Raw genomic sequence first — 25,794 nt, forward strand, 5'->3', positions numbered from 1 at the left:
GGGCGGGCGCGATGAATTTCCGCAATCTGTCGTCGTGGTCGATCCGCAACCCGGTGGTGCCGATCGTGCTCTTTCTGGGCCTGACGATCATCGGCATCGTGTCGTTTATGGGAATGAAGGTCCAGAACACGCCCGATATCGAATTCCCGATGGTGATCGTTTCGATTTCGCAGCCGGGCGCCGCGCCCACCGAAATGGAAAACCAGATCACACAGAAGATCGAGGCCAGCGTCCGCACGATCGCCGGCGTCGACACGCTGAGCTCGACCACCGAAGAAGGCACGGCCACCACCCAGGTCCAGTTCAAGATCGGGCAGGACATCAACGCCGCAGTCAACGAAGTGAAGAATGCGGTCGATCGCGTGCGCGGCGAATTGCCCGAGGGCATTCTGGAACCGCAAGTGTTCAAGGCCGAAACCTCGTCGCAGCCGATCGCCTATTTCGCCGTGTCGGCCGACGACATGACGCTGGAACAGCTGTCGTGGTTTATCGACGATGCGGTGACGAAACGCCTGCTGGCGATTCCGGGCATGGCCGAAGTCAAGCGCTCGGGCGGGGTCGATCGCGAAATTACCGTTACGCTCGATCCGGCCCGGATGATGGCGCAGGGTGTGACCGCGACGCAGATCAACGCGGCCCTGCGCGCGATGAATGTCAATGCCGCGGGCGGCCGGGCCGAAGTTGCCGGATCGCGGCAGGCCGTGCGCGTGCTGGGCAATGCGCGCAGTGCCTACGACTTGTCGCAGATCGATGTCGGGCTGGCGGCGGGACACACCGTGCGGCTGGCCGATGTGGCTGACGTGCGCGACGGGTTCAGCGAAATCACGTCGCTGGCCAAGTTCAAGGGCAAGCCGGTCGTCACGTTCAGCATCGCACGCGCCCGCGGTGAATCCGATGTTGCGGTCTATGATGCGTCCGTTGCGGAAATGGCCAAGATCCAGGCCGAGCAGGGCAATCGCGTGCGGTTCGAAGTGCTGTTCGATTCGGTCGAATATACGCGCGATCAGTATCACTCCTCAATGTCGGCGATGGTCGAGGGCGCGGTGCTGGCGGTGATCGTCGTATTCTTTTTCCTGCGCGACTGGCGCTCGACGATCGTGTCGGCACTGGCAATCCCGCTATCATCGATCCCCACGTTCTGGGTCATGCGGCTGATGGGCTTTACGCTCAACACGATGTCGCTGCTCGCGCTGGGGTTGGTCGCGGGCGTGCTGGTCGACGATGCGATCGTCGAAATCGAAAATATCGTGCGGCATATCCGCATGGGCAAGACGCCGTTCCAGGCGTCGATCGATGCCGCCGATGAAATCGGGCTGGCGGTCGTCGCCACGACATTTTCGATAGTCGCGGTGTTCCTGCCGGTCGCGCTGATGCCCGGCGTGTCGGGGCAGTTCTTCAAGAATTTCGGCATGACCGTGGTCATCGCGGTGCTGTTCTCGCTGCTGGTGGCGCGCATGATCACGCCGATGGTGGCGGCCTATTTCATGACTGCGCACGGTTCGCACGACGACCACGACGGCGTGTGGATGCGCCGCTACATGCGCGTGCTGCGCTGGTCGCTCGATACGAGCAAAGCGGCGGCGCGCCGCGTCGGCCTGGTCCCCCGGGCCAGTGTATGGTGGTACTGGATCGTGCCGATGGTGATCATGGCGGTGGCAGGCACTGCCTTTGCGGCGGTGTGCCGGGCGATTTACACGCCGCTGGCGCAAAAGTCGCTGCCCGGCGCGGTGCCGGTGTTGGCGGGCATGGGCGGCGGTGCGATCGCGGCGGCACTGGCGCTTGTGGCCGGGTGCACGCTGGCGCGGATCGGGGGTGGTCCGCTAGCCACATGGATGACGTGGATCCTGGCGCGCATGCGTGCGCGGGCGGCCGATCACCGGCTGTGGATGATGGGCATCGGCTTTGGCGCGCTGATCATGACCGTCGTGCTGATGGCCGCGCTACCGACGCAGTTCTTTCCCGATACCGATGTCAACGACAGTGAAATCGATATCGTCATGGCGCCCGGCACGACCATCGCGCAGACCACGGCCAAGACCGACCAGGTGCTGGCGCTGGTCGAGCATCAGCAGGAAGTCAGAGTCGCGCTGGAATCGATCAAGGAAGGACGCGGCGAAATCTACATTCAGCTGCGCCATGATCGCAAGCGCACTTCGCTGAGGTTTGAACGCGACCTGACGCCGCTGCTGCAAACCATTCCCGATGCGCGCGTCAGCTTTGCCAACCAGAACGGCGGCGGCGGCGACAGCGGGTCGGGCCGCGCGATCAGCATCATGCTCTCGGGCTCCGATTCCGACCTGCTGCAACGCACCGCACAGACGCTCGTCACCCAGATGAGCGGGCTCAAGCATGTCGTCGGTCCCCGCGTCAGCGCCGACCTGCGGCGCCCGGAAATCGAGATCACCCCGAATTTCGATCTTGCCGCGTCGCTTGGCGTGACCACGCAGACGCTAAGCCAGGTCATCCGCATAGCGACGCAGGGTGAAATCAACCAGAACAGCGCCAAGTTTTCGCTGTCCGACCGCCAGATCCCGATCCGGGTCAAGCTGCCGGTCGAATCCCGGCGCGATCTCGCGACGCTGGAAAATCTTCCGGTGCCGACGGTGACCGGCGATTCGGTCCCGCTGTCGCGCGTCGCGACGATCGGTTTCGGATCGGGCCCGACCTCGATCCAGCGTTACAACCAGAGCCGCCGGGTGTTCGTCGGCGCCGATCTGCCACCCGATGTGGCGAAAGGCACCGCGATGGACGAGATCAAACGGCTGCCGATCATGCAGCACCTGCCCGATGGCGTGGCCAACACCGCGGCGGGCGAAGACCGGTTCCAGGAAGAACTTATGAACAATTTCGCCGCCGCCCTCGGCGCCGGGATCCTGCTGGTATTTTCGGTGCTGGTGCTGCTGTACCACCGCTTCATCTCGCCGCTGGTCAATATGGGATCGCTGTTCCTGGCGCCGCTGGGCGGGCTGGTGCTGCTGGCGATCACCGGGAATTCGATGTCGTTGCCGGTTTTCATCGGCATGCTGATGCTGTTTGGCATCGTCGCAAAGAATTCGATCCTGCTGATCGACTTCGCGCTTGAGGAAATGGCCACGGGCAAGCGCCGTCACGAAGCGATCGTCGAAGCCGGTCACAAGCGTGCGCAACCGATCGTGATGACCACGGTCGCGATGGTCGCAGGCATGATCCCGACCGTCCTGCCGATCGGCGGCGATGGCGGCTGGCGCGCGCCGATGGGCATCGTGGTGATCGGCGGGCTGTCGCTGTCGACATTGCTGACGCTGCTGATCGTGCCGGCCGGGTTCAGCCTGGCCGACGGGCTGGAAAAACGCGTCGGTCCGTGGCTGTCGAAACGGTTGCTGGGGCATGACCGGTCGGCGTCGCCTGCATCCCGCCCAAATCCGGCGCACGCAATCCATCCGGCTGAGTGACTCTGAACGCGGTCTCCCGGCGGTTGTCCGCTCCTTTGTTTCCGGTCGATCCCGGCCGGCGCATGCGGCTGGTGGCGACCGCGCTGCTGGTGTTGATGGCCGGGCTGTTTGTCGCCGCGCGCCATTTTGGCCATGGTCAGCCGGTATTCGGCTATCTGGCCGCGTTTGCCGAGGCTGCCATGGTCGGCGGCCTGGCTGACTGGTTCGCGGTGACTGCGCTGTTCCGGCGCCCGCTCGGCCTGCCGATCCCCCACACCGCGATCATCCCCGCCAACAAGGACCGTATCGCCGACAGCCTGGCGTCATTCCTGCGCGCCAATTTCCTCACCCCCCAGGTGGTCGCACGGCGTTTGCACAAGCTGGATGCCGCCGGCATGCTCGGCGGGTATCTGGCAGCTGCCAGATCGACCGGGACGGTCGCGCCCGGACGGATCAGCGACAGCGTGTCGAGCCTGCTGGCCGACATCCTTGAATCGCTTGACCCCGATAAAGTCGGGCGCCCGGCCAAGGCCTTGCTCAAAAACCAGATCGACCGGATCGATCTGGCGCCGTTGCTTGGCCAGGTGCTGGCGGGCATGATCGCCGATGGCCGGCACATGCCGCTGATCGAGGGCGTGCTGCGCCGTGCCGGGCTGTTGCTGGAGGCCAATGAGCCGACGCTGCGCGCGATGATCCGCGACCGCACCAGCACGCTGATGCGCTGGGCGCGGCTCGATGACCGGCTCGCCAATGCGCTGCTCGATGCGGTCTATGCGCTGCTCGCCGATACCGTGATCGACCCGGAACACCCGCTGCGGCTGCGGATCGACGAAACGCTGGCCACGCTGGCGCACGATCTGGTGCACGATCCCGCAATGCGCGCGCGGGTCGCGCGGCTGAAGTCCGATGCGCTGGACAATCCGGCCTTTGCCGCCTGGCTCGATGCGCTGTGGGAACGCAGTCGTGCCGGGCTGATTGCGCTGTTGCGCGCCCCGCCCGGATCGCATGGTAATTTCGGCGTGCAGGGCCTCAGCCGCGCGCTTGGCGAGGACGCGGCCTTGCGCGCGATGGTCAATCGCTTTGCAAGGCGCTCGCTGGCCGGGCTCGCCACGCGGCATGGCGACGATATCGTGCGGATCGTATCGGATACGGTGCGCCGGTGGGATGCACGCACGGTCACGCGGCGGATAGAAAGCGCGGTCGGGCGCGATCTGCAATTCATCCGCATCAATGGCACGATCGTTGGCGGACTGGTCGGCCTGGCGCTGCACGCGCTCGATCGTTATGCGCTGAACTGGTAATGCTGACCACTGCGCGCCTCGAGCTGTCGCAGCCGGTGGCTGCCGACCTTGCCGGTGTGGCCGCTATGGTCGCGCCTGAAACCGTGCGCCGTTTTCTTGGGAATCGCCCGGTCGACATGGCCGCCGAATACGCGCGTTTCGCGCGCAATGCGGGCAGCTGGGCGCTGTACGGCTATGGCAGTTTCATGGTGCGCGAGCGCGGCTCGGCGCCGATCATCGGCATCTGCGGGGTGTTTCACAGCTGGCGCGGCTTTGACCAGGGTTTCGATGACACGCCCGAAATCGGCTGGATCATCGGTGACACAGCATGGGGCCGCGGCTATGCAACCGAAGCGGCACGCGCGGCGCTGGCGTGGTTCGACCATATGCAGGGGCCCCGCCGGATCGCGTGCATGATCGAACAGGACAACACCCCATCATTCGCGATCGCCGCCCGGCTGGGCTTTGTCGCGTATGCGCAGCAGGATTACGGGGGCCGCATGCTGTCCTTGCTGCAACGCGGCGAGGACGCCCCGAAGTTGGTATAAGACAGTCGCTGCCATGAAATCGTCGCCGTCCTGACACACAGGCTGCCTAATCGCCCCCCATCGCCGCTCAAGACGGCGCCGGAATTTTGCCAACAGGGGGCACTCTCATGACCATTTCGCCAGCGCTTCGCGCGTCTCTGTCATCGATCGCACTGATCGCGGGTTTGCACGGCGGCCTGGCCCATGCCGCAGACCCCGCGCCGGCCGCTGTCGCCGATGCCGCGCCGGTGGCCGACGCTGGTGAAGCGATCATCGTAACCGCCAAGCAGACCCGTTCTGCCACTGCCGTGACCGGGCTCGAAATCCAGAAGATCCTGCCGGGTATCTCGCCGCTGAAAGCGATCGAGACGCTGCCCGGCGTGCTGTACATTTCGTCCGATCCGTGGGGCAACAACGAACAGAACGCCCAGATCTTCATTCACGGCTTCAATTATCAGCAGCTCGGCTATACGCTCGACGGCCTGCCGCTGGGTGACCAGAACTATGGCAACTACAACGGCCTGTCGCCGCAGCGCGCGGTCATTTCCGAAGTCGTCAGCCGTGTCGTCGTCTCAACCGGCGCCGGGGACCTGGGCACCGCCTCGACCAGCAACCTGGGCGGCGCGATCGATTCATTCACCGCCGATCCCAAGAAATCGCTCGGGCTCGAAGTTGCCGAAACCGTCGGCAGCTATGGCACATCGCGCACCTATGGCCGCATCGACAGCGGCGCATTCGGCCCGGGCGGAGATAATGCCGCGTATGTCGCGGTGGCGCGCCAGCGTGCCCGCGCGTGGGATTTCAACGGCATCCAGGGCGGCTGGCAGGTCAACGGCAAATTCGTCCACGATGACAGCGTGGGCAAACTGACCGCCTATTTCGACTATTCGCAAAAAACCGAGCCCAACGAGGATGCGACCAGCTTCCGCATTCCGGCAACCACCGCGGCGCAGGCTTACACCCCGTATATCCGCCCTTACGGCTATCCCAACTACGCCGGCTACACCTCGTACCTGAGCGCTTATGGCAACACCCCGGCGGCGCAAGGCAGCAATTACAACAACTACTATTCCGATGCGCAGCGCACCGATTACCTCGGGTACCTGAAATATGAAGCGCATCTGACCGACAAGCTGAACTGGTCGACGCAGGGCTATTTCCACCACAACGATGGCGTGGGCGTTGTGGCCGGGCCGCTGGGCCAGTCGATCACGGTGATCCAGGCCTACCTCGACCCCAATTACAAGACCGACACGCATTTCACCGGCAACAACAACGGCACCGGCAATCCCGCGCTCGGCGCGCAGCTCGTCGCCGCTACCGGCGGATCGGGCCAGGTGATCCGCACCACCGAATACCGCATTGATCGCGAAGGCGTGGTCTCTGCGCTGCATCTCGATGCCGGCGCGCACCAGATCGAATTCGGCGGCTGGTTCGAACACAATAGCGCGACCCAGTGGCGCCGCTGGTATGGCGCCGATGCCACCAACCCCAGCAGTTTTACCCCCTATATCCGCCCGTCGAACCCGCTGTTCACCCAATACCAGGGTGAAGCCCGCGTCCAGGACCTGCAACTGCATCTGCAGGACAACTGGCGCGCGACCGAGCGCCTGGCGATCGAGGCCGGGTTCAAGACCAGCGCGCAATGGGCCAATGGCTATTACCCGGTGCAGCCAAAGCTCGGTTCGCTGTCGGGACTGGGCGCCGGCGGCCTGCCGCAGGGCCGGATCAACACGACCAAGTGGTTCCTGCCCGCATTCGGCGCGAAATATGACCTGACATCGCACGAGCAGCTGTATGTCAACGTCCAGAAGAACCTGCGCCAGTACATGACGTATCTGGGCGGCGCATCGCTATCGCCGTGGTTCACCGGCAGCCAGTCCGCATTCAACACCTTCGCCAGCCAGGGCAAGCCCGAGGAAAGCTGGACCTATGAAGTGGGCCTGCGCACAAAACGCACCTTCGACAGCCCGATCTCGGCGCTCGAAGCCCAGGTCAACTATTACCATGTGAACTTCAGCAACCGTCAGCTGGCGATCAACACCAACCCCGGCGGTATCGCCGGCAGCGGCATCACCGGCGGCACCGCAATCCTGGTCAACGTGGGCAGTGTCCACACCGACGGCGTCGATGCCGGCTTCACCATCCACGCCGGCCCGCACGCCTCGCTGTACAACGCAGTGTCGTACAACCGCTCGACCTATCAGAGCGACTACACCGCGACCGCCAGCGGCATCGGCGCCGCCACCGGCACCTGCATCGGCGGCTATGTGGTCCCCGCCGCCGGCCAGCCCAATGCCGGTACCGTGCCGACCTGCGGCAAAGTCATCCCCGGCACGCCGATGTGGATGAACAAGACCGTCGCCTCGCTCAACTTCGGCCCGGTCGAATTCCAGGCCATCGGCGATTATGTCGGCAAGCGCTATGCCACGTATGTTAACGACACCAGCGTGCCCTCGTACTTCCTCGCCTCGGCCCGCCTCGCGGTGCATCTGCCCGCCGAAATGGTGCACCTGACCAAGGCCGACATCAGCCTGAACGTCACCAACATCACCAAGGAAACCGGCGCCTCGACGATCTCGATCGGCTCGGCAACGAACAGCTATTCGGTCTATCCGATCGCGCCGCGCCAGTGGTTCCTGACGTTCGGCGCGGGGTTCTGAAGTTTGTGATCTGAAGGGCCGGGGGGAGCAATCCTTCCGGCCTTTTTTTTGCCTCCGGCGGGCAAGGGCCATTGCCCTTGCATCCCGTTACTGTCCTGCTTGGTGTATCCAGCAATGTGACGCGCGATTGCGCTAAATTCGGCGCAAATCCTACAACATCCGCTCATCCTGAGCCTGTCGAAGGACACGCGCAAAGTTCGCCCAACGCGCTAGGTTGTTAGCGCCACGCGCAAATGCTGCGCGCGTCCTTCGAACTTTAGGTTTGGGGCAACAAAGGGATGCAAGGGCAATGGCCCTTGCCCGCCGGAGGCCCTTCAAAAAACAAAAAAAAGGCCGGAAGGACTGCTCCCCCCGGCCTCTCATGAATCAGCCGATCCGGCTGGGAAAAACAGGCTTCCTTAGAAGTCCATTCCGCCCATGCCGCCCATGCCGCCGCCGCCCATCGCAGGCGCCGGCTTGTCTTCCGGGCGTTCCACGATGGCGGCTTCGGTGGTGATCAGCAGGCCGGCAACCGAAGCTGCGTCCTGCAGGGCGATACGCACGACCTTGGTCGGGTCGATCACGCCGGCGGCTTTCAGGTTTTCGTAGACATCGGTCGACGCGTTGAAGCCAAGCGCTTCATCGGGCTGATCGAGCAGCTTGCCGGCAACGACGACACCGTCGAAGCCTGCGTTTTCAGCAATCTGCTTCAGCGGCGTGGTGATGGCGCGACGGATGATGTCGATGCCGCGGGTCTGTGCTTCGTTGGCCCCGGTCAGGCCTTCGAGAGCGCGCGTGGCATACAGCAGCGCCGTACCGCCGCCCGACACGATGCCTTCTTCGACGGCAGCGCGGGTTGCGTGGAGGGCGTCATCGACGCGATCCTTGCGTTCTTTGACTTCGACTTCGGATGCGCCGCCGACCTTGATCACGGCAACACCGCCGGCGAGCTTCGCCAGACGTTCCTGCAGCTTTTCACGGTCGTAATCGCTGGTGGTCACTTCGACCTGGGCCTTGATCTGGTCGACGCGCGACTTGATGTCTTCGGCCGCACCCGAACCATCGACAATGGTCGTGTTGTCCTTGTCGATCGTGACCTTCTTGGCCTGGCCGAGCATGGCCAGCGTAACGGTTTCGAGCTTGATGCCGAGGTCTTCCGAAATCAGCTCGCCGGCGGTCAGCGTGGCGATATCGCCCAGGATCGCCTTGCGACGATCGCCAAAGCCGGGAGCCTTGACCGCAGCGATTTTCAGGCCGCCGCGCAGTTTGTTGACCACGAGCGTAGCCAGCGCTTCGCCTTCGATGTCTTCGGCGATGATCAGCAGCGGACGACCCGACTGAACCACAGCTTCGAGGATCGGCAGCAGAGCCTGCAGGCTCGACAGCTTCTTCTCGTGGATCAGGATGTAGGGGTTTTCCAGCTCGACGGTCATCTTGTCGGGGTTGGTGATGAAGTACGGCGACAGATAGCCGCGATCGAACTGCATGCCTTCGACAACGTCGAGCTCGAATTCGAGGCCCTTGGCTTCTTCGACGGTGATTACGCCTTCCTTGCCGACCTTTTCCATCGCTTCTGCGATCTTATGGCCAACTTCGGTGTCACCGTTTGCCGAAATCACGCCAACCTGGCCGATTTCAGCGCTGCCGCTGACGGGAGTCGAGCGCGACTTGAGGTTTTCGACGACCTTGATCACGGCCAGATCGATGCCGCGCTTCAGATCCATCGGGTTGATGCCGGCTGCGACCGAGCGCAGGCCTTCACGAACGATGGCCTGGGCAAGGACGGTTGCGGTGGTGGTGCCGTCGCCGGCCTTGTCGTTGGCTTTCGAAGCCACTTCGCGCAGCATCTGCGCGCCGAGGTTTTCGAACTTGTCCTTCAGTTCGATTTCCTTGGCGACCGTTACACCGTCCTTGGTGATGCGCGGTGCGCCAAAGCTTTTGTCGATGACGACATTGCGGCCTTTGGGGCCGAGTGTGACTTTCACCGCGTCAGCGAGAATGTCGACACCCTTGAGAATGCGTTCGCGCGCATCGCGCGAAAAGCGGACGTCCTTGGAAGCCATGTGCGTAGTCCTTGTTTGGGAAGATTGAAGCGCGAATTGCTCAGCCGATTACGCCGAGGATATCCGATTCCTTCATGATCAGCAGGTCTTCGCCGCCAACCTTGACTTCGGTGCCCGACCATTTGCCGAACAGCACGCGATCGCCGATTTTGACATCGAGCGGCGTGATCGTGCCGTTTTCGGCACGGGTGCCGGTGCCGATCGAGACGATTTCGCCTTCAGCGGGCTTTTCCTTGGCGCTGTCGGGAATGATGATCCCGCCGGCGGTTTTTTCCTCGGCTTCGACGCGGCGTACCAGCACGCGATCGTGCAGCGGACGGAATGACATGGGGTGCTCCCTCGTTGTGGCAGACAAGTCGTTTAAACACGGGCTGGCACTCGGACGTGCCGAGTGCCAGCGATGCGCATATGGTGCCCGCCACGGGCAGCGTCAAGAGGGAGCGAGGACTGTTTCGCCCGGGCGTGGGACGGGTTGGGCAGGGCGCACCGCCGCGGCCACGACCGGGTGCGGCACCAGACCCAGCGCATCGCGGCGCACCCAGCGCCACAACAGCAGGGCCGCAACGACCACCAGCCCGACCAGCAGCCCGGACCAGACCCCGACACCGGCCAGCGGCGTAAACAGCCCCAGCCAGATCGCACTGCCAAGTCCCGGCACCCAGAAGCCGAACAGCGCGATCACCATGGGCACGCGCGTATCCTGCAGCCCGCGCAACAGCGCCGCGCAGACGGTCTGCGCGCCGTCGAACAGTTGGAACGCGGCGGCCACGACCATGTATTGCGTGGCAAGCGCGACCAGCGCCGCGTTGGCGGGCAGCGCGGGATCGACATATAGCGCGATGATCGTGCGCGGGGCAAACAGCAGCAGCGCGGCGGCCACCGCCATGAACCCGGTTCCGGTCAGCAAGGCGACCCGGCCCGCCAGCATGACGCCGTGTGGATCGCGCGCACCATATGCGCGCCCGACGCGGATCGTCGCGGCCTGGGCCAGACCAAACGGCACCGAAAACGAGATCGAGGCGAGTTGCAGCGCCAGCGTATGCGCGGCGAGCGGCAATTCGCCCAGCCGGCCCATCAGCAGCGCTGCGCCGTTGAACAGCCCGGCCTCGGCGACGATCGTCGCCATGATCGGCAGACCGATATGCAGCACATCGCGCATCCGCGCCCAATCTGCGCGCCACCACCGGCCGAGCAGGCGATACCGATGCAGCCGCCGGTCAAAGCGGATGACCGCGCAGTAGATCAGCATCGTCGTCACACTGGTCGTGACGCTGGCGATCGCCGCGCCGTTCAGTCCCAGCGCAGGGAAACCCCAATGGCCGAATACCAGCAGCCAGTTGCCCGTGCCGTTCAACACCACCGCCAGCCCGGTGATCATCGTGCCGACCGCCGGACGGCCCAGCGTTGCGACCGTGCCGCGCAACAGCCCGCCCATGACGGTCGGGATCGCCGCCCACATCAGCACATGCATGAACGGCACCGCCAGCGCGATGATCACCGGATCCTGCCCCGCCAGGCGCAGGATCGGGCCGATCATGCTGCAGATGATCATCGCGCCTGCGCTCGCGCCAAATCCGGCCCAACCGGCCATGCGCACCGACCGGCGCACTTCGCGCACGGCATGGTTGCGCCGCCCCAGTTCGGCGGCAATCAGCGGCGATGCCGCGCCCACCAGCCCGTTCAGCGACCAGATGAACAAGCCGAACACCGATACCGACAGCGCGGATGCGGCAAGCGGCCCGGGCCCGAGCCGCGCGACAAACACCACATCGAGCGCAAACACCGCCATCTGCAGCAGGTTTGCCGCAACCAACGGCACGGCCAGGCTCAGCGTGGCGCGCGCTTCGCCAAACACGGTGCGGGGCGGGGTTTCGAACATGATGCCGCCGCCATAGGGGTTGCGTCGGGGCATGGAAACAGGCGAAGGACGCAGGGAAGGCGAATTACGGGACAAAGTCATGCGGTCGATGCGTTGGGTATGTGCGCTGGTCATCTTGGGCGCATTGGCAAGTTGCGGTGAACCGCAGCCCGATGTCACTGTCGATGCGGGCGATCCGGCTGCGGCCAGCGATTCGGCGAGCGGCGCCGGCGCCAGCGTCGCGCTGGGCGCCGCGCCGCCCGCCTTCGGCATCTGCCGGTCGTGCCATTCGGTCGAAAAGGGACAGACCGTGGTCGGGCCGAGCCTGTACGGCGTTTATGGCACGCGCGCGGGCGATGTTCCGGGTTATGACTTTACCCCGGGTCTGAAGGCATCGGGGCTGGTGTGGAACGACGCCACGCTGGACAAATGGCTGACAAGCCCGGTCGCGATGGTGCCCGACACGCGCATGGGCTATGCCGGGCAGCCCGATCCCGCAAAGCGCAAGCTGATCATCGCGTACCTTAAAACGCTGCACTGACCCCACTTTCACAACCTTCGTCATACCGGACTTGGTCCGGTATGACGAAGGTTGTGGGGCTGGTGGCTGCGCGCTTGCCCAATCCGCCGATGCCTGCAACAGCAGCACCACAACAGGGGGCCGCAGATGACCGCAAAGACAGCACCATGGCTCGGCGCGACCCTGGTCGGGCTGCTGGCGCTCGCGGTGATGCTCAATTTCGTCGATCGCGGGGCGATCGGCATCGCCGCGCCGCTGATGAGCAAGCAGCTTGGCCTGTCGGCAACGCGGTTCGGCCTGGCGGTGTCGGCATTTTTCTGGACATACGGGCTGACCCAGCCGTTCATCGGCGCGCTTGCCGATCGCTGGCCGGCCGGGCGCGTGCTTGCGGTATCGGTCGCGTTATGGGCCGCTGCCACATTGCTGACCAGCCTGGCCAGCGGCCTGGTGATGCTCGTTGCATTGCGCCTGCTGCTCGGGCTGGGCGAAGCGGCGCTGTTTCCATGTACCTCGAAACTGATCGCCGCGCATGTGCCGCAGGCGCGGCGGGGCCTGGCCAATGCGGTGGTCGCCGTGGGGCTGGCGCTTGGGCCTGCCGTCGGCGTGCTGGCCGGCGGGGTGATCCTGGCGCGCTATGGCTGGCAGATGATTTTTACAGCGTTTGGCGCGGTGACGCTGGTGTGGGTGGTGCCTTGGCTGGCGATGCAGGCGCGTCTGCCTGTCGTGACGATCGCGGTCGAGGCGCCGTCGCCGGTGCGCGCGCTGCTGAAACGACGCACGTTGTGGATCATGGGCATTGCGCACGCGCTGGCCAATTACGGGTTCTTCTTCGTGTCGTTCTGGTTGCCGCTGTACCTGGTCAAATCGCGCGGATTGCCGATTGCGACAATGACGCTGCTGGCAACCGCGACGTATGTCACGCAGGCCGCGGCATCGCTGGGCTGGGGGCAATTGTCCGATGTGCTGGTGCGGCGCGGGGGCAATCCGGGCACGGTGAGGCGCTGGCTGTGCGTGATCGCGGAACTGGGTTCGATCGCGGGCATCGCAGGGATCGCGCTGGCGCATGGGCCGGCGCAATTGCTGGGCGCGCTCATGCTGACCGGCGTGTTCCTGGGGTGTTTGCCGACGATGGTCTATGCGCTGGGGCAATATCATGCGGGCCCGCGCGATGCCGCCGGGTGGATCGGGGTGCAGAATGCGATCGGCAGCGTGTCGGGAATCGTCGGCCCGGTCGTGACCGGCATGATCGTCGATGCCACGGGCAGTTTTACCGGTGCCTTTGCCTTTGCCGGGCTGGTCTGCGCGGTGGGCGCGGCGGTATTTGCACTGGCGCTGCCCTGAACCGATCGCGGTTCGTGCCGTATTAGCATGCATGGATCCGACCGAATGGTTTTCCCTGGGCATCGCGCTGACCAACCAGCGCCGGTTCGACGATGCAATCGCGGCGTTTCACAATGCCGTCGATCATGACCCCGCGCTGATCGATGCGCATACCAACATCGCGCTGCTGCGTTTCCTGCAGGGCGCTTATGACCTCGCGCTGGTCGATCTGGGCGCAGCGCTCACCCGCGATCCGGACAATTGTCGCGCGCTGGTGATCGCCGCGCGGGTACAGCAGCGGCGCGGCCGCCTGGTCGAAGCGCAAGGCCTGTGCGATCGCGTGCTGGCGCTCGATCCCTCGCACCTGCCGATAAGGCTGGTGTTGGGCAGAGTGCTGTTCGAGCTTGGCCAACTGGCGGATGCGCACGACGTGCTGGCCGAACTGGTCGCCGCCGATCCGCGCAATGCCGAGGCGCTGCATGAATGGGGCGTGGTGCAAAAGGCGCTGGGCCGGATCGATGATGCGCGCGCCACATTGCGCCAGGCGGTGCAGATCGATCCGCGTGCCCATGCCACGTATGCCGCGCTGGCCGATCTGGTCGATTTCGCGCAGGAGCCCGACCTTGTTGCGCAGATCGTAGCCGAATGCCGGGCGCTTGCCACAGATCCGCACCGGCTGACCGGGCCCAACGATCCGCTGATCCCGCTCCATTATGCCGCCGGCAAGGCGCTGGATGACCGGGGCGCGCATAGGGTGGCGATCGAGCACTATATCGCGGGCGCCGCATTGAAGCGCGCGCATCTGGCGTATGACGAAGGCGCGCAGATCGCCTTGTGCCAGGCGATCAAGGCAACATTCACCCCGGAATTCATGGCCAGCCACGCCCTGGTCGGCAATCCTTCGGCGGCGCCGGTGTTCATCGTTGGCCTGGCGCGATCGGGCTCGACGCTGGTCGAACAGATCCTGGCGTGCCACCCGGATGTGCATGGCGGCGATGAAGCCCGCCATCTGCCCGCGGCGATCGACGCTTCGGGCCTGCCCGGGTGGCCCGGCATGATGGGCGTACTGCGTCAGGATCACGTCGATGTAATGGCGTGCGCCTGGCTTGCGGCGGCCAGCGCACCGGCAGGCGCGGCGCGGCGGATCACCGACAAGTTGCTGTCGAATTGCTTCTTCCTCGGCCTGATCGCGGTGCTGTTTCCCAACGCCAAAGTGATTCAGATCGTGCGCGATCCGGTCGACACCTGCGTATCGGCATTCACCACGCTGTTCGCGCGCGACATGGTCCATTCGTATGATTTTGGCGAATTGGCGCGGTATCACCAACGCCATGTCGACCTGATGGACCACTGGCACAGCGTTCTGCCGCCCGGAATGCTGACGACAGTGCATTACGAAGACGTCGTGCGCGATCTGGAGGGCGAAGCGCGCCGCCTGGTCGCGTTCGTGGGGCTGGAATGGGACCCGGCGTGCCTTGCATTCCATGCCTCGGCGCGTGCCGTCCGTACCGCCAGCGTCGCGCAAGTGCGCCGTCCACTTTATGCCAGCTCAATCGCTCGCTGGCGCCGCTATGGCCCCGCGCTCGATCCGCTGATCGCCGCGCTCACGCCACACCCCATACACTTCGTCATTCCCGCGGACGCGGGAATCCAGACTGAGCGCCAAGTGGCAAGGCTTGTCCTTGGCGCCCAACCTGGATTCCCGCGTCCGCGGGAATGACGAAGTGTGTGAATGGCAAAGCGGCTGAGCCCGGGGTGACGAAACAAGAAGATGGCGCACGCAAAAAGGGCGGCCCCGCAGGAGCCGCCCTTCCTTGAAATCCTGGCCCAGCCCGAAGGGCGGAGCAAAAAAATCGCTTACTTGATTTCAACCGTACCGCCGGCTTCTTCGACCCGCTTCTTGATTTCTTCGGCTTCGGTCTTGGAAATGCCTTCCTTGATCGCCTTCGGCGCGGCTTCGACCAGCGACTTGGCTTCGGTCAGGCCGAGCTGCGTGATCGCGCGCACTTCCTTGATGACCTGGATCTTCTTCCCGCCGTCGCCGGTCAGGATGACGTCGAATTCGGTCTGCTCTTCAACCGCGGCAGCGGCTTCGGCAGGCGCTGCGGCAACCGCAACGGCGGCAGCGGCGCTTACGCCCCATGCTTCTTCCAGAGCCTTGGCAAGGTCAGCGGCTTCAAGGACGGTCAGTTTCGAAAGGTCTGCGACGAGAGCTGCGATGTCAGCCATGATATATCACTCCTGAGATTGGATAAATGTGGTTTGAACGTGTCTTACGCGGCATCTTTTTCGGCATAGGCAGCAAAGACGCGTGCCAGCTTGGCCGCCGGAGCGGTGACAACCTGGGCGATCTTGGTCGCCGGAGCCTGAATGAGGCCGATGAGCTTGGCGCGCAGTTCGTCGAGCGACGGCATCGTGGCGAGTGCCTTGATGCCGTTTACATCGAGAACATGCGAACCCATCCCGCCACCCAGGATTTCAATCTTGTCGGTGGTCTTGGCGAACTCGACGATCACCTTGGCGGCGGCGACGGGATCGCTGGATGCGGCAACTGCGGTCGGGCCGGTGAAAAATTCACCGATTCCGGCGTAGTCCGTGTCCTGGATGGCAAGCTTGGCAAGACGGTTTTTCGCGACCTTGTAGGTAGCGCCCGCTTCCCGCATCTTCGTGCGCAGGGCGGTGGTCTGGGCCACCGTCATGCCGAGGTTGCGGGTGATGACCACCGCGCCGGCCTCGTTGAAGAGATCGGTAAGATAAGCGACCGACTCGGCTTTTTGCGAACGATCCATGCCTTACTCCTTCACATGTGGCCGAACGGGCAAAGCGCCCGCGCGGCCGGCTACGTTGTCCGCATGCAAGATTGCACGCGGATCTGTCCGTTTCGACGAAGGGAAGGAGATGCGCCATGAACTGGCGCGGGCACCACGCAGGAGCGAAGGGCCGGATAAACTCTTTTCCCCGCCTATGCTGGATGATTAAGCCACAAGTGGCACCAGCGGTCTTGGACGGAAGACCGGACCCGAAGGCCTGATCAGGAGCGCGCCAATAGCAGGGTGGGGGGATGAGTCAAGGATTTGGCGCGCGCCAGGCGCACACGTCATCGCTCGGCAGCGAAAACCTTCTCAATGTCATTCCCGCGGACGCGGGAATCCAGACTGGGCCCCAAATGGTTAGGTCGGTGCCTGGCGCCGAGCCTGGATTCCCGCGTCCGCGGGAATGACGACAAGGCCGCAGGTATGGCGAATGGGAAGGTGGCGTAAATCCTGTCGGGCCACGGCACAATTTGACAACCGCTCCCCGCAATCCTACATGCAGCTCCACACCCATCGTTTCGAGCAAGGCTTTCCCATGCGCGGGGGATTGCCACGGAAGGAAACGACGGGCTTCCATCTGACGCGGCAGGCTGCAGCCGATGCCACTTTTTCCTTATGGGAAGCGGTGCGTATCAAGGCTCGCGGCCATTCTGCCGTTCGATGGTGCCACCAGCCGCGCGTGGCATTTTTCGGCCGTTTCCCCGGCCCGACTAACGAAAGAGGCACGACCCTCATGGCGACCAAAGCCCCGATCTACACAGGCTCACGCCCCGGTGTAAAAAAGCGCATCCGCAAGATTTTCGGCGACAACCACGAAGTCGTGCAGATGCCGAACCTGATCGAGGTTCAGCGCGAATCGTATGAGCAGTTCCTGCGTTCGGACCCGGCTACCGGCTATGTCTCGGGTCTGGAAAAGACGCTGCGTTCGGTGTTCCCGATCCAGGATTTCGCGGGCACCGCCAGCCTCGATATCAAGGAACGCGATGGCTACGTGCTCGAATCGCCCAAATACGACGTCAACGAATGCCGTGCGCGCGGGATTACCTATGCGGCGCCGATGAAGGTGACGCTGAAGCTGGCGACGTTCGAAGTCGACAGCGAAACCGAAACCAAGTCGCTGATCGATATCAAGGAACAGGATGTCTACATGGGCGACATTCCGCTCATGACCGACAACGGCACGTTCTTCATCAACGGCACCGAGCGCGTGATCGTCAGCCAGATGCACCGTTCGCCGGGCGTGCTGTTCGACCACGATCGCGGCAAGACGCATTCCTCGGGCAAGTACCTGTTTGCGGCGCGAGTCATTCCCTATCGCGGGTCGTGGCTCGATTTCGAATTCGACGCCAAGGACATCGTCAATGTCCGCATCGACCGCAAGCGCAAGCTGCCGGTCACCAGCCTGCTGTATGCGCTGGGCCTCAACGGCGAACAGATCCTCAACCACTTCTATTCGACCGTGACCTGGGCGCGGGCCGAAGGCGGCTGGCGCGTGCCGTTCGTACTCGACCAGTGGCGCGGCACGAAGCCGACATTCGATATCGTCGATGCCAAATCGGGCGAAGTGATCTTCCCCGCCGGCACCAAGATCAGCCCACGCGCTGCCAACAAGGCGGGCAAGGACGGCCTGGAACAGCTGCTGATCCCGACCGACGAAATCTTTGGCCGCTATGCTGCGCACGACCTGATCGACGAAACGACGGGCCGCATCTGGATCGAAGCCGGTGATGAAGTTTCGCCTGAAAATCTCGACGGGCTCGACAAGGTCGGCATCGACAGCCTCCAACTGCTCGATATCGATCACATCGGCACCGGTCCGTGGATCCGCAACACGCTGAAGGCCGACAAGGCCGAAGATCGCGATCATGCGCTGGCCGATATCTATCGCGTCATGCGCCCTGGTGAGCCGCCGACGCGCGAAACTGCCGAAGCGCTGTTCGACGGCCTGTTCTTCGACGGCGATCGTTACGATCTGTCGGCGGTCGGCCGCGTCAAGCTGAACATGCGTCTTGGCCTCGATTGTCCCGACACGATCACGACCCTGCGCACCGACGACATTCTCGCGGTGGTCAAGGAACTGGTCAATCTGAAGGACGGCAAGGGCGAAGTCGATGACATCGACAACCTCGGCAACCGCCGCGTGCGTTCGGTCGGCGAACTGCTGGAAAACCAGTACCGCGTCGGCCTGCTGCGCATGGAACGCGCGGTCAAGGAACGCATGAGCTCGGTCGATGTGTCGACGGTCATGCCCAACGACCTGATCAATGCCAAGCCGGCGGTGGCCGCGGTGCGCGAATTCTTCGGCTCGTCGCAGCTGTCGCAGTTCATGGACCAGACCAATCCGCTGTCCGAAGTGACGCACAAGCGCCGTGTTTCGGCCTTGGGGCCAGGCGGTCTGACGCGCGAACGCGCCGGCTTTGAAGTCCGCGACGTTCACCCCACGCATTATGGCCGGATTTGCCCGATCGAAACTCCCGAAGGCCCGAACATCGGCCTGATCAACTCGCTGTCGACGTTTGCGCGCGTCAACAAGTACGGCTTTATCGAAACGCCGTATCGCAAGGTCATCGACGGCAAGGTCACCGGCGATGTGACGTATCTGTCGGCGATGGAAGAGCAGAAGCACACCGTCGCGCAGGCATCGGCGATGCTGACGACTGATGGCGCGTTCGAGGACGAGCTGGTTTCGGCCCGGCAGAATGGCGAATTCGTCATGGCGCCGCGCGACACCGTCACGCTGATGGACGTCAGCCCGAAACAGCTTGTTTCGGTTGCGGCATCGCTCATTCCGTTCCTGGAAAACGATGACGCCAACCGCGCGCTGATGGGTTCGAACATGCAGCGCCAGGCGGTGCCGCTGGTTCAGGCCGATGCGCCGTTTGTCGGCACCGGCATGGAAGAAACCGTGGCCCGCGATTCGGGCGCGGCGATTTCCGCACTTCGTGGGGGCATCGTCGATCAGGTCGATGCGACGCGTATCGTGATCCGCGCCTCGGGCGATATCGAGGCCGGCCAGTCGGGCGTCGATATCTACACGCTGCAGAAATTCCAGCGTTCGAACCAGAACACCTGCATCAACCAGCGGCCGCTGGTGAAAGTGGGCGAGCTGGTCGAAAAGGGCGGCATTCTCGCCGATGGTCCTTCGACCGACCTTGGTGAACTGGCGCTGGGCCGCAACGTGCTCGTCGCGTTCATGCCCTGGAACGGCTACAACTACGAAGATTCGATCCTGATCTCCGAACGCATCGTGAAGGACGACGTGTTCACCTCGATCCATATCGAAGAATTCGAAGTGATGGCGCGCGACACCAAGCTCGGGCCCGAAGATATCACCCGCGACATTCCCAATGTCGGCGAGGAAGCGCTGCGCAACCTCGACGAAGCGGGCATCGTCTACATCGGCGCCGAAGTGCACCCGGGTGACATCCTCGTCGGCAAGATCACGCCCAAGGGCGAATCGCCGATGACGCCCGAAGAAAAGCTGCTGCGTGCGATCTTCGGCGAAAAGGCCAGCGACGTGCGCGACACTTCGCTGCGTCTGCCGCCGGGCGTTTCGGGCACGATCGTCGAAGTGCGCGTGTTCAACCGCCACGGTATCGAAGTCGATGACCGTACCCGCGCGATCCAGGCCGAGGAAATCGAACGCCTCGCCAAGGACCGCGAAGACGAACGCGGCATTCTCAACCGTGCGACGTTCAACCGCCTGCGCGACATGCTGCTGGGTCAGACCGCGGCCGCCGCGCCCAAGGGCCTGAAAAAGGGCATCGAGATCGACGAGCAGGTGCTTGCCGATGTCGAGCGCCACGAATGGTGGAAGTTCGCGGTTGCCGACGATGGCCGCCAGACGCAATTGGAAGCGGTCAAGGCCCAGTACGACGCGACCGTCAAGGCAATCCAGGACAAGTTCGAAGACCGCCGGGCCAAGCTCGAAGCGGGTGACGAACTCGCGCCCGGCGTGCTGAAGATGGTCAAGGTGTTCGTCGCGGTGAAGCGCAAGCTGCAGCCGGGGGACAAGATGGCCGGTCGCCATGGCAACAAGGGTGTGATCAGCCGCATCCTGCCGGTCGAGGACATGCCGTTCCTCGCCGACGGTACGCACGTCGATATCGTGCTCAACCCGCTGGGCGTGCCGAGCCGCATGAACGTCGGGCAGATCTTTGAAACGCATCTGGGCTGGGCCGCGCGCGGCCTGGGCCAGCAGATCGGTCATGCGCTCGAGGATTGGCGCCATGCCAATCCCGATATCACGACCGCGCCGGTGCCGACGGTGCTGGTGGACAAGCTCAAGGAAATCTATGGGCCGAAGTATCACGCCGAAATCGAGGATCGCAACATCCCCGAACTCGTCGAACTGGCGATGAACCTGAAGGCCGGCGTGCCGATGGGCACGCCTGTTTTCGACGGCGCGCGCGAACCCGACGTTTCGGCGATGCTCGAAATGGCCGGGCTCGACACCTCGGGCCAGGTCACGTTGTACGATGGGCGCAGCGGTGAAGCGTTCGACCGCAAGGTTACCGTGGGCATCATCTACATGTTGAAACTGCATCACCTTGTCGACGACAAGATCCATGCGCGTTCGATCGGGCCCTACAGCCTCGTCACCCAGCAGCCGCTGGGCGGCAAGGCCCAGTTCGGTGGTCAGCGCTTTGGGGAAATGGAAGTCTGGGCGCTGCAGGCCTATGGTGCTGCCTATACGCTGCAGGAAATGCTCACGGTGAAATCGGACGACGTCGTCGGCCGCACCAAGGTCTACGAAGCGATCGTCAAGGGCGACGACACGTTCGAGGCCGGCATTCCCGAAAGCTTCAACGTGCTTGTGAAGGAAATGCGCAGCCTCGGCCTGAACGTCGAACTGTCCTCGTTTGAAGACGACGACGACGATCTGGCCGCCGCGGCGGAATAACGGCGATTTCGGCGGGCCCGCCAGGCCCGCCGGCACGCCCGCAAGCCACACGAAATTCTCCCTCCCGGCGAGGAACACGCAATGAACGATCTCTCCAAATTCACCAATCAGATCGCCAAGCCCGAAGGCTTCGATCAGATCCGCATCGGTCTTGCCAGCCCGGAACGCATCCGTTCCTGGTCGTTCGGCGAAATCAAGAAGCCCGAAACCATCAACTACCGCACGTTCAAGCCCGAACGTGACGGCTTGTTCTGCGCGCGCATCTTCGGTCCGGTAAAGGACTACGAATGCCTGTGCGGCAAGTACAAGCGCATGAAGTACAAGGGCGTCGTCTGCGAAAAGTGCGGCGTCGAAGTGACCGTGACCAAAGTGCGTCGCGAGCGCATGGGTCATATCGAACTGGCCGCGCCCGTCGCGCACATCTGGTTCCTGAAGTCGCTGCCAAGCCGCATCGGCCTGCTGCTCGACATGCAGCTCAAGCAGCTTGAGCGCATCCTGTATTTCGAAAGCTATGTCGTGATCGAGCCGGGCATCACCCCGCTCGAACGCTACCAGTTGCTGACCGAAGACGAACTGCTCGATGCGCAGGACGAACACGGCGAGGATTCGTTCTCGGCCGGGATCGGCGCCGAAGCCGTCAAGCAGATGCTGATGGATCTCGACCTGGTGCAGGAACGCGAGGACCTGCTGAAGGACCTGGCCGAGACCAAGTCGGAACTGAAGCCCAAGAAGATCATCAAGCGGCTGAAAGTCGTCGAATCGTTCATCGATTCGGGCAACCGTCCCGAATGGATGATCCTCGACGTGGTGCCGGTCATTCCGCCGGAACTGCGCCCGCTGGTGCCGCTGGATGGTGGCCGTTTCGCGACGTCGGATCTCAACGATCTGTATCGCCGCGTGATCAACCGCAACAACCGTCTGAAGCGCCTGATCGAGCTGCGCGCGCCGGACATCATCGTGCGCAACGAAAAGCGCATGTTGCAGGAAGCGGTCGATGCGCTGTTCGACAACGGCCGCCGTGGCCGCATCATCACCGGCGCCAACAAGCGTCCGCTGAAATCGCTGTCCGACATGCTCAAGGGCAAGCAGGGCCGCTTCCGCCAGAACCTGCTGGGCAAGCGCGTCGACTATTCGGGCCGTTCGGTCATCGTGACCGGCCCCGAACTGAAACTGCACCAGTGCGGGCTGCCCAAGAAGATGGCGCTCGAACTGTTCAAGCCGTTCATCTACGCCCGGCTCGATGCCAAGGGCCTGTCGATGACGCTGAAGCAGGCGAAGAAATGGGTCGAAAAGGAACGCAAGGAAGTCTGGGACATCCTGGATGAAGTGATCCGCGAACACCCGGTCATGCTCAACCGTGCGCCGACGCTGCACCGTCTGGGCATCCAGGCGTTCGAACCCGTGCTGATCGAAGGCAAGGCGATCCAGCTGCATCCGCTCGTCTGTTCGGCGTTCAACGCCGACTTCGACGGTGACCAGATGGCCGTCCACGTGCCGCTGTCATTGGAAGCGCAGCTGGAAGCGCGCGTGCTGATGATGAGCACGAACAACATCCTGTCGCCTGCCAACGGCAAGCCGATCATCGTGCCTTCACAGGACATGGTGCTCGGGCTGTATTACCTGTCGATGGATCGCAAGGGCGAACCAGGCGAAGGCATGCTGCTGGGCGATATGGCCGAAGTGCATCAGGCGCTGTTTGCCGGCGCGGTCACGCTGCATTCCAAGATCGTCGCCCGCGTTCCGCAGACCGACGAGAAGGGCAAGCCGTTCCTCAAGCGCTACGACACGACGCCGGGCCGCATGCTGCTGGGCGAATGCCTGCCCAAAAGCAGCACCGTGCCGTTCGAACTGGTCAACCGCCTGCTGACCAAGAAGGAAATCGCCGACGTCATCGACCAGGTCTATCGTCACACCGGTCAGAAAGAGACCGTGCTGTTTGCCGATGCGATCATGACGCTGGGCTTCCGCAACGCGTTCAAGGCGGGGATCTCGTTCGGCAAGGATGACATGATCATCCCGCCGAGCAAGGACGCGCTGGTCGACGAAACCAAGGCGCTGGTGGCCGATTACGAGCAGCAGTACCAGGACGGCCTGATCACGCAGCAGGAAAAGTACAACAAGGTCATCGACGCCTGGAGCCGTTGCGGCGACCAGGTCGCGGCGGCCATGATGGAAGAGCTGAAGGCCACGCCGATCGACGATTCCGGCCGCGAACGGCAGGTCAATGCGATCTACATGATGAGCCATTCGGGCGCGCGCGGTTCGCCGGCGCAGATGAAGCAGCTTGCGGGTATGCGCGGTCTGATGGCCAAGCCTTCGGGCGAAATCATCGAAACGCCGATCATCTCGAACTTCAAGGAAGGCCTGACCGTCCTTGAATACTTCAACTCGACGCACGGCGCCCGCAAGGGTCTGGCCGACACCGCGCTCAAGACGGCAAACTCGGGTTACCTGACCCGCCGTCTGGTCGATGTGTCGCAGGATTGCGTCGTCACGATCGAGGATTGCGGCACCGAACGTGCGCTGGAAATGCGCGCGATCGTTCAGGGCGGTTCGACGATCGCTTCGCTTGGCGAACGTATCCTCGGCCGTACGCTGGCCGAAGACATGATCGAAGCCAAAACCGGCGAAGTGGTCGCGGCCAAGGGCGCATTGCTGGATGAAGCGGCGATCACGCTGATCGAGGCGGCGGGTATTCAATCCGCGCGCATTCGTTCGCCGCTGATCTGCGCGTCGTCGGTCGGGGTTTGCGGCAAATGCTATGGCCGTGATCTCGCGCGCGGTACGCCTGTCAACATCGGCGAAGCGGTCGGCGTGATCGCGGCGCAGTCGATCGGCGAACCGGGCACGCAGCTGACCATGCGCACGTTCCACATCGGTGGTGCAGCGCAAGTCAACGAACAGTCGCATCTGGAATCGCTGTGCGACGGTACCGTGCAATACCGCGACATCCCGACGATCACGGACAGCCGTGGCCGCCGCCTGTCGCTTGCCCGTAACGGTGAAATCGCGGTCTATGACAGCGATGGCCGCGAACGCGCGATCCACCGTGTCCCATATGGTACGCATCTGATCAACGAGAACGGCTCCACCATCAAACTGGGCGAACGCCTGGCCGAATGGGATCCGTTCACTACCCCTGTCATCACCGACAAATCGGGCATCGTGCGCTACATGGATCTGGTCGATGGCCGCACGCTGACCGAGCTGGTCGACGATGCGACCGGTATCGCCCAGCGTGTCGTGACCGAAAACCGCGCCGGTGGCCGCGCCAAGAAGGAAGATCTGCGGCCGCGCCTGACGCTGCTCGATGAAAATTCGGGTGAAGCCGGGCGCTACCTGATGGCGCCGGGCACCACCTTGTCGGTCGAAGACGGACAGATGGTCAACGCCGGCGACGTGCTGGCACGCGCCAGCCGCGAAGCTGCCAAGACGCGCGACATCACCGGCGGTCTGCCGCGCGTTGCCGAGCTGTTCGAAGCGCGCCGTCCCAAGGACAACGCGATCATCGCAAAGATCTCGGGCCGCGTCGAATTCGTGCGCGACTACAAGGCCAAGCGCAAGATCGCGATCATCCCGGAAGAGGGTGAACCGGTCGAATACCTGATCCCCAAGTCCAAGGTGATCGACGTCCAGGAAGGCGACTACGTCAAGAAGGGCGACAACCTGATTTCGGGCTCGCCCGATCCGCACGATATTCTCGAAGTGCTCGGCGTCGAAGCGCTTGCGGAATACCTCGTTGCGGAAATCCAGGAAGTCTATCGCCTCCAAGGCGTGAAGATCAACGACAAGCACATCGAAGTGATCGTTCGGCAGATGCTGCAAAAGGTGGAAATCACCGACGGCGGCGCCACGACCCTGCTGCCGGGCGAACAGCTCGATTTCGAGGAAATGAACGAATACAACGCCAAGCTCGCCGCCGGTGAACAGCCTGCGGTCGGCAAGCCGGTCCTGCTCGGGATCACCAAGGCCAGCCTGCAGACGCGTTCGTTCATCTCTGCCGCGTCGTTCCAGGAAACCACCCGCGTCCTCACGCAGGCCGCCGTCGAAGGCAAACGCGATAGCCTGATCGGGCTGAAGGAAAACGTCATCGTCGGCCGCCTGATCCCGGCGGGCACGGGTGCCAGCATGAGCCGGCTGCGCGTTGCCGCCACCAGCCGCGACGTCGCCCTGCGCGCCGCCACCCGCCGGTTCGAAACCGCGCTGGTCGCGCCGAAGTCCGCTGCGGAAGAACACGCTGCGGAATTGAAGCAGGGTGCGGAAGCTGCGATCGGCAACGATCCGCTGGCTGCGGTCGAGGGTGAAACCCACGGGCTCGACAGCGATGCCGGCGATTACCTGATCAAGGGTGATGACGATTGATGGGAATGGCGCGGGTTTCGGCCCGCGCTTTTCCGACCCGTTATCGGGTCCAAACAAAAACCCCGCCGGAGCGATCCGGCGGGGTTTTTATTTAAT

14 protein-coding genes are annotated in these 25,794 nt (G+C 63.5%); 9 read left to right on the top strand and 5 right to left on the bottom strand.

Translation table 11 applies throughout. The features are described from left to right. Window positions 1-11: 11 nt before the first annotated feature. From ACOOE2_RS01320 to ACOOE2_RS01335, 4 genes are all read left to right on the top strand, one after another. Window positions 12-3,431, top strand: coding sequence for an efflux RND transporter permease subunit (locus tag ACOOE2_RS01320; protein WP_420381226.1), 3,420 nt, complete (start codon window positions 12-14; stop codon window positions 3,429-3,431). Window positions 3,432-3,493: 62 nt separating this feature from the next. Then, entirely contained in the window at window positions 3,494-4,711 is a 1,218-nt protein-coding gene (locus tag ACOOE2_RS01325) for a DUF445 domain-containing protein (protein WP_420384538.1), read from the top strand. Next, window positions 4,711-5,238: a GNAT family N-acetyltransferase gene (locus ACOOE2_RS01330; protein ID WP_420381227.1), complete on the top strand. Its 528-nt coding sequence runs from the start codon at window positions 4,711-4,713 to the stop codon at window positions 5,236-5,238. The genes ACOOE2_RS01325 and ACOOE2_RS01330 overlap by 1 nt, the downstream gene beginning before the upstream one ends. Window positions 5,239-5,345: 107 nt before the next feature. Beyond that, window positions 5,346-7,880, top strand: coding sequence for a TonB-dependent receptor (locus tag ACOOE2_RS01335; RefSeq protein WP_420381228.1), 2,535 nt, complete (start codon window positions 5,346-5,348; stop codon window positions 7,878-7,880). Window positions 7,881-8,278: 398 nt separating this feature from the next. Here the strand turns inward: ACOOE2_RS01335 and groL are convergent, their stop codons facing one another. From groL to ACOOE2_RS01350, 3 genes are all read right to left on the bottom strand, one after another. Further along, window positions 8,279-9,922, bottom strand: a complete 1,644-nt coding sequence (gene groL, locus ACOOE2_RS01340; RefSeq protein WP_420381229.1) for a chaperonin GroEL — start codon at window positions 9,920-9,922, stop codon at window positions 8,279-8,281. Window positions 9,923-9,962: 40 nt separating this feature from the next. Further along, window positions 9,963-10,250 carry a co-chaperone GroES gene (groES, locus tag ACOOE2_RS01345; RefSeq protein WP_420381230.1) on the bottom strand — a complete coding sequence of 96 codons (288 nt, stop codon included), beginning with the start codon at window positions 10,248-10,250 and terminating at the stop codon, window positions 9,963-9,965. Between the two features lie 102 nt (window positions 10,251-10,352). Next, window positions 10,353-11,801 (bottom strand): MATE family efflux transporter, encoded by a 1,449-nt coding sequence (locus ACOOE2_RS01350; RefSeq protein ID WP_420384539.1) that lies wholly within the window; start codon window positions 11,799-11,801, stop codon window positions 10,353-10,355. A gap of 79 nt (window positions 11,802-11,880) precedes the next feature. On the opposite strand from ACOOE2_RS01350, the gene ACOOE2_RS01355 reads away from it, so the two are divergent. The 3 genes from ACOOE2_RS01355 (at window position 11,881) to ACOOE2_RS01365 (ending at window position 15,340) form a co-directional block, all read left to right on the top strand. Further along, entirely contained in the window at window positions 11,881-12,321 is a 441-nt protein-coding gene (locus tag ACOOE2_RS01355; protein WP_420381231.1) for a c-type cytochrome, read from the top strand. A gap of 126 nt (window positions 12,322-12,447) precedes the next feature. Further along, window positions 12,448-13,641: an MFS transporter gene (locus ACOOE2_RS01360; protein ID WP_420381232.1), complete on the top strand. Its 1,194-nt coding sequence runs from the start codon at window positions 12,448-12,450 to the stop codon at window positions 13,639-13,641. Between the two features lie 31 nt (window positions 13,642-13,672). Continuing rightward, the gene (locus ACOOE2_RS01365; RefSeq protein ID WP_420381233.1) at window positions 13,673-15,340 is read left to right on the top strand and encodes a tetratricopeptide repeat-containing sulfotransferase family protein; all 1,668 of its coding nucleotides are present in this window, start codon (window positions 13,673-13,675) and stop codon (window positions 15,338-15,340) included. A gap of 137 nt (window positions 15,341-15,477) precedes the next feature. Here ACOOE2_RS01365 and rplL read toward each other — a convergent pair whose 3' ends face one another. Together rplL and rplJ are read right to left on the bottom strand one after the other, a co-directional pair. Further along, window positions 15,478-15,849, bottom strand: a complete 372-nt coding sequence (gene rplL / locus ACOOE2_RS01370; RefSeq protein WP_420381234.1) for a 50S ribosomal protein L7/L12 — start codon at window positions 15,847-15,849, stop codon at window positions 15,478-15,480. A 44-nt stretch (window positions 15,850-15,893) separates the two neighbouring features. Continuing rightward, on the bottom strand, window positions 15,894-16,409 hold the full coding sequence (gene rplJ, locus ACOOE2_RS01375; RefSeq protein ID WP_420381235.1) for a 50S ribosomal protein L10: 516 nt from the start codon (window positions 16,407-16,409) through the stop codon (window positions 15,894-15,896). A gap of 757 nt (window positions 16,410-17,166) precedes the next feature. Between rplJ and rpoB the strand changes: the two genes are divergently transcribed. Both rpoB and rpoC read left to right on the top strand, forming a co-directional pair. Next, window positions 17,167-21,336 (top strand): DNA-directed RNA polymerase subunit beta, encoded by a 4,170-nt coding sequence (gene rpoB / locus ACOOE2_RS01380; RefSeq protein ID WP_420381236.1) that lies wholly within the window; start codon window positions 17,167-17,169, stop codon window positions 21,334-21,336. An 81-nt stretch (window positions 21,337-21,417) separates the two neighbouring features. After that, on the top strand, window positions 21,418-25,698 hold the full coding sequence (gene rpoC / locus ACOOE2_RS01385) for a DNA-directed RNA polymerase subunit beta' (RefSeq protein ID WP_420381237.1): 4,281 nt from the start codon (window positions 21,418-21,420) through the stop codon (window positions 25,696-25,698). Window positions 25,699-25,794 lie beyond the last annotated feature (96 nt).

The sequence above is a fragment of the Novosphingobium sp. genome, assembly GCF_965214355.1.
Lineage (GTDB): Bacteria > Pseudomonadota > Alphaproteobacteria > Sphingomonadales > Sphingomonadaceae > Novosphingobium.